The 1,697-nt window shown below is 71.7% G+C and carries 4 protein-coding genes and 1 pseudogene; 1 reads left to right on the forward strand and 4 read right to left on the reverse strand.

Annotated elements, in window-relative coordinates:
* A pseudogene (locus CH341_RS30400) lies at window positions 1–196 on the reverse strand (molybdopterin molybdotransferase MoeA); the annotation flags it as partial.
* Entirely contained in the window at window positions 184–759 is a 576-nt protein-coding gene (mobB, locus tag CH341_RS30405) for a molybdopterin-guanine dinucleotide biosynthesis protein B (RefSeq protein ID WP_111423260.1), read from the reverse strand. The gene mobB and the pseudogene CH341_RS30400, both read right to left, overlap by 13 nt.
* Before the next feature lie 132 nt (window positions 760–891).
* Here mobB and CH341_RS30410 point away from each other — a divergent pair, with 132 nt between their 5' ends.
* Window positions 892–1,110, forward strand: coding sequence for a sulfurtransferase TusA family protein (locus CH341_RS30410; RefSeq protein ID WP_111423257.1), 219 nt, complete (start codon window positions 892–894; stop codon window positions 1,108–1,110).
* 132 nt (window positions 1,111–1,242) lie between these two features.
* Here the strand turns inward: CH341_RS30410 and CH341_RS30415 are convergent, their stop codons facing one another.
* On the reverse strand, window positions 1,243–1,398 hold the full coding sequence (locus CH341_RS30415) for a DUF3309 domain-containing protein (protein WP_111423258.1): 156 nt from the start codon (window positions 1,396–1,398) through the stop codon (window positions 1,243–1,245).
* A 100-nt stretch (window positions 1,399–1,498) separates the two neighbouring features.
* A partial coding sequence (locus tag CH341_RS35455) for a hypothetical protein (protein WP_210208682.1) occupies window positions 1,499–1,697 on the reverse strand: 199 nt, incomplete at its 5' end.

The raw sequence follows: 1,697 nt of genomic DNA on the forward strand, positions 1-1,697 counted from the left end.
CGGCGGAGTTGTCGAAGGGCGGCAGGTCGCGCGTCGCCGCGATGTCGTGCGCCACCACGCGGCCGCGCGCGGCGCGCAGCCGCACGGTCTCGACGCCGGCGACGGGCTCGACGCGCTCGGCGATCAGCCGCTCCATCTCCTCGATGCGCAGCACCGGGGCGCCGACCGCGAAGGCGTCGTCGCTCAGCTGGGGCATGCCGCGCCTCCCGCGGCCACCGCCCCGGCCCGCGCGATCGCCTCGTCGATCGGGATCGCCCGCTCCACCATGAAATCGACGATCGCCTGCACGTCGTCGAGCGCCAGCACGGCGACGGCGGGCCGGCGCCCGGCGGCGGCCGCGTCCGGCACCGGACCGTCGGCGGCGATCGCGACGATGTCGGGATCGTCCGGGAAGATGTGGGGCTTGCCGACGACGGCGCGGTGGACCTCGATCTTGGGGTGCGGCTCGCGCTTGAAGCCTTCGACGATGACGAGATCGACCGGCGCGAGGCGGCGCAGGAGCTCGTGCAGCTCCGGCTCGGGCGCGCCGCGCAGCTCGTGCATCAGGGCGAAGCGCAGCGGCGAGGAGACCAGCACCTCGGTGGCGCCGGCGACCCGGTGGGCATAGGAGTCCTTGCCCGGATGGTCGACGTCGAAGCCGTGATGGGCGTGCTTGACGGTCGACACCGTGAGACCGCGGCCGATCAGGCGCGGGATGACGCGCTTGATCAGCGTCGTCTTGCCGGCGCCGCTCCACCCGGTGAATCCGATGACCCGCACGTGCATCCCCCGTCGCCTGCGCGCATCGCGCTCACGCGCTCCTCTTAATCCGAAGCGGCAGCAAATCCAATCGGGAGGAGCACGCCGGTGGCGCGGCTTGACGAGGCGCACGCGGCTCGCGAGAACCACGCCATGGACACGCTCGATCTGCGCGGGCTGAAATGCCCGCTTCCGGCGCTGAAGACCCGCAAGGCCCTGACCCGGCTGACCCCCGGCCGGGTGATCGAGGTCACCTGCACGGACCCGCTCGCCGCGATCGACATTCCGCATCTCGTGCAGGAGAGCGGCGACACGCTGGAGGCGTCGGATCGCGACGGCGACGTGCTGACCTTCCGGATTCGCAAGCGCTGACGCGGCGACGCATCGGACAAGAAAAAGGCCGGCGGAGCCGGCCGAGGTCGTCGACGTCGTTGCGGCACGGAGCGGGTTCGCGTCCCGCTGTCCGGAGAGGTCGGGCGCCGTCTCGCGACGACGCCCGGACGATCAGAGGCGGCCCATCAGGGCCAGCACCAGCACGATGACGAGGATCAGGCCGAGAATGCCGCCCGGGCCGTAGCCCCAGTTGCTGCTGTAGCCCCAGGTCGGCAAGGCACCGACGAGGAGAAGAATCAGGACGATGATCAGAACGGTCGACAACATTGGGCGGCCTCCACGCACCTTGGTGAGATCGTGACGTCAAAGCGGCACCGTCGTGAATGTTCCGGGACGACGATGCAGGAGAGAGCCGGCGCGCAGACGATCAGCGCCGGTCGACGCCCCGGCTCAGCAGCAGGCCGACCACGAAGGCGCCGACGAGCCCGAGCGAGAGCATGCGCCGGCCGCCGAGCGAGCGGGACAGCGTGAGCCCGGTGGTGAGCAGACGCGGGTCCATCCACCACGGCGGCACCGATGCGGCCACCGACTGGGCGACGATCGCCTCGCGCCGGGCGGCACGCCGG

It is taken from the genome of Rhodoplanes roseus, assembly GCF_003258865.1.
GTDB classification, from domain to species: Bacteria; Pseudomonadota; Alphaproteobacteria; order Rhizobiales; family Xanthobacteraceae; genus Rhodoplanes; species Rhodoplanes roseus.